We start from the raw sequence: 3,448 nt of genomic DNA, 5'->3' as shown, positions 1-3,448 counted from the left end.
CAGCCACTGCGCCGTGAAGCCAATGATCGGTGGACCGAGGAGGAAGCCGACAAGTGCGGCCGTCGCTACCGCGGCGACATTGATGCTGGGGGCGGCGCCGGGCGCGCGGGCGCCGAGGCTGATGATGATGGGCAACGTGTTGGCCAGGCCGACGGCGATCAATACGAATCCAGCCGGGGTGAGCGAATTCCAGGGGGTTAGCGTAACGAACGCGAAGCCGGCTGCTGCGAGCAGACCGCCGTACACGAGAATGGCGCGCTCGCCGATGCGCGCTACCACTGGACCGCCCAACAGGCGACAGGCTGCCATCGTGGCAGAGAACGCGGCGAAGCCCGCCCCTGCGGCTGCCTGGTCGAGGCCGCGCACCGTCGCGAGATAGAGTGCGCTCCAGTCGTTTACGGAACCTTCGAGCGCGTTGCAGATAAAGGCGAGGCCGGCGAGGCTGAGAATTGCGCTGGTGGGCAGCGCGAAAGCAGGGCCTTTGTCGCCTGCGGATACTGTCGGGCGGCTAGCCGGGAGCCCAAAGCAGATGACGACGGCCATCACGAACATTGCCCCGGCGATGACCAGTGCGCCGCGGCCGTCGGAGTAGCCCAGCGAAATGGCGTAGCCGCCGAGAAGCGCTCCAGCGAATCCGCCCAAACTGAAGCAGCCGTGAAACGACGACATCGTCGGCCTGCCACGCGCGGCTTCGACCTCGGATGCCTGCGTGTTGACGGCGACATTGAGGGCGCCGGCGGCCAGACCGAGAAGCAGGGCGGCGGCAAACAACATTGGCAATATCGGCGCGAGGATCGGTGCGGCAAAGGTCGCGACAAAGACGAGGAAGAGGACGATCGTGGCCGGGCGAGACCCGACTCGGCTGATCGCATAGCCGGCCAGGGGCTGGGCGATGACCGAGCCGAGGCCGATGGTGAGCAGCGCAAGGCCAAGAACGCCATGCTCGATGGCCAGACGCGCCTTCACGATCGGAATGTGGACGAACCATACGCCAAAGCCGGTCCCGAACAGGAAGAACGCGGCCGAAACGGCCACCCGTGCACGGATCAGGCTCACGTTGATTCCCCAATGCCTTAAGGCATCCCCCGGAATCACAGATTAGATGTGGGCCGGTTCGGGCACAACCGACGGAGGCACGGGTGGGGTCAAGCCCGCGGTTCTTCGCGGCGGTGAGGCCGAAAACCATAAAACCCGCCTGGAGAAGCTTCATTTCCGCCCTTTGAATCCCTACATTGGGGGTCCCGGCGAGCGCGCATGCTGGCCCTGCGAATTCCGTCTCCCTTGGGGGTTGACGACGCGGGCACGAATCAATAGGTTCCGCGCGCTTTCGGCAGGTAGTAGGTCTTTTCTTCCGCAGGGCGCCTAGCCCGCAGAAACAGAAGTCCTAGACGCGGCTGAATCTGGCAACAGACGTTTGAGCAACATGACCTCGGTCTCCTTGGCCGCGGTCCTCTGTTTTGGAGAGCGCCTCCCGCGCGATGAAACAAGCGGGGCAGGGCGCTCGCGGTGTCGCGCATGCGATGCCGAATTGGCGTTGGAAGAGAGAAGAAGAGTCGAAAGGGCAGCATGCCGACGATTAATCAGCTCATCCGCAAGCCGCGCATTGCGCCGGTATCGCGCAGCAAGGTGCCGGCGATGCAGCAGAGCCCGCAGAAGCGCGGCGTGTGCACCCGCGTCTACACGACCACGCCGAAGAAGCCGAACTCGGCGCTCCGCAAGGTCGCCAAGGTTCGCCTTACCAACCAGTTTGAAGTCATCGGCTACATCCCGGGCGAGGGTCATAACCTCCAGGAACACTCGGTGGTGATGATCCGTGGCGGCCGCGTGAAGGACCTTCCGGGCGTGCGCTACCACATCATTCGCGGCGTGCTCGACACCCAGGGCGTAAAAGACCGCAAGCAGCGCAGATCGAAGTACGGTGCCAAGAGGCCGAAGTAAGTTTCGGCCTTTTCGCGTCTCTGAAGACACCAGGATAACGACCACATGTCACGCCGCCACCGCGCCGATAAACGGGAGATCACTCCCGACCCGAAGTTCAAGAACGAGGTCGTGACCAAGTTCATGAACTCGGTGATGAGCCACGGGAAGAAGTCGGTCGCCGAGCAGATCGTTTACGGCGCCTTCGACGTCATCCAGGCGAAGACGAAGCAGGATCCGCTGGCGATTTTCCGCAACGCGCTCGATAACGTCGCACCGTCCATCGAAGTGCGCTCGCGCCGCGTCGGTGGTGCGACCTATCAGGTGCCGGTCGAGGTTCGCTCGGACCGCCGCCAGGCGCTGGCGATCCGCTGGCTGCTGACGGCCGCGCGTGGCCGGAACGAGAAGACGATGGTGGACAAGCTCTCGGGGGAGCTGCTTGACGCCGCCAACAACCGCGGCAACGCGGTGAAGAAGCGCGAAGACACGCACCGGATGGCGGAAGCCAACCGCGCGTTCTCGCACTATCGCTGGTAACGAATTAGAGGCCGCCCCCGATGCCGCGCACCCATAGACTCGAAGACTACCGCAACTTCGGCATCATGGCCCACATTGATGCCGGCAAGACCACGACGACCGAGCGGATTCTTTACTACACGGGCAAGAGCCACAAGATCGGCGAAGTCCACGATGGCGCTGCCACGATGGACTGGATGGAGCAGGAGCAGGAGCGCGGCATCACGATTACGTCGGCCGCGACGACCGCCATCTGGAACGGCAAGCGCCTCAACATCATCGACACGCCAGGCCACGTCGATTTCACGATCGAGGTGGAGCGTTCGCTGCGCGTCCTCGACGGCGCGGTATGCGTGCTGGATTCGAACCAGGGCGTAGAGCCGCAGACGGAGACCGTCTGGCGCCAGGGCGACAAGTATCACGTGCCGCGCATCGTGTTCGCCAACAAGATGGACAAGATCGGCGCGAATTTTTACCAGTGCCTCGACGACATCAAGAAGCGTCTCGGCGCGAAGCCGGTGGCGATCCAGCTGCCGATTGGCGCTGAAAACAACTTCAAGGGCGTCATCGACCTGGTGCGCATGAAGGCGGTCGTCTGGGAAGACGAGTCGCTCGGCGCGAAGTATCACGACGAAGAGATTCCGGCCGATATGGCTGACGAGGCGGCGAAGTATCGCGCCGAGCTCGTTGAGGCCGCTGTCGAGCTCGACGACGTGGCGCTTGCAGCGTTCTTCGACGGCAAGGAGCCGGACGAGGCGACGCTCAAGAAGCTGATCCGCAGGGCTGTGATCGAGTCGAAGTTCTTCCCGGTGCTCGCTGGCTCGGCGTTCAAGAACAAGGGCGTGCAGACGCTGCTCGACGCGGTCGTCGACTATCTCCCGTCGCCGCTCGATGTTCCGGCGATCAAGGGCGTCGATCTCAAGGGCAACGAAACGGTGCGTCATTCCACGGATGACGAGCCGCTGGCCATGCTCGCGTTCAAGGTCATGGACGATCCGTTCGTCGGCTCGCTGAC

Annotated in this window: 4 protein-coding genes; 3 read left to right on the top strand and 1 reads right to left on the bottom strand. The window is 63.5% G+C overall.

Going from position 1 to position 3,448, the window contains the following annotated elements; translation table 11 throughout:
- The coding region (locus VHD36_14755; protein HVU88578.1) for an MFS transporter at nt 1-1,056 on the bottom strand (1,056 nt) is incomplete at its 3' end.
- 510 nt (nt 1,057-1,566) lie between these two features.
- Between VHD36_14755 and rpsL the strand changes: the two genes are divergently transcribed.
- The 3 genes from rpsL to VHD36_14740 form a co-directional block, all read left to right on the top strand.
- Entirely contained in the window at nt 1,567-1,938 is a 372-nt protein-coding gene (rpsL, locus tag VHD36_14750; protein HVU88577.1) for a 30S ribosomal protein S12, read from the top strand.
- A gap of 45 nt (nt 1,939-1,983) precedes the next feature.
- Nucleotides 1,984-2,454, top strand: a complete 471-nt coding sequence (gene rpsG, locus VHD36_14745) for a 30S ribosomal protein S7 (protein HVU88576.1) — start codon at nt 1,984-1,986, stop codon at nt 2,452-2,454.
- Between the two features lie 20 nt (nt 2,455-2,474).
- On the top strand, nt 2,475-3,448 hold a 974-nt coding region (locus VHD36_14740), incomplete at its 3' end, for a GTP-binding protein (protein ID HVU88575.1).

The sequence above is a fragment of the Pirellulales bacterium genome, assembly GCA_035546535.1.
Taxonomy (GTDB): Bacteria; Planctomycetota; Planctomycetia; order Pirellulales; family JACPPG01; genus JACPPG01.
This window is presented reverse-complemented; position numbering and strand designations above follow the sequence as displayed.

Excerpts from the sequence above, each read along its gene's own strand:
- rpsG (HVU88576.1), top strand. The coding sequence starts at position 1,984 with ATGTCACGCCGCCACCGCGCCGATAAACGGGAGATCACTCCCGACCCG.
- rpsL (HVU88577.1), top strand. The coding sequence starts at position 1,567 with ATGCCGACGATTAATCAGCTCATCCGCAAGCCGCGCATTGCGCCGGTA.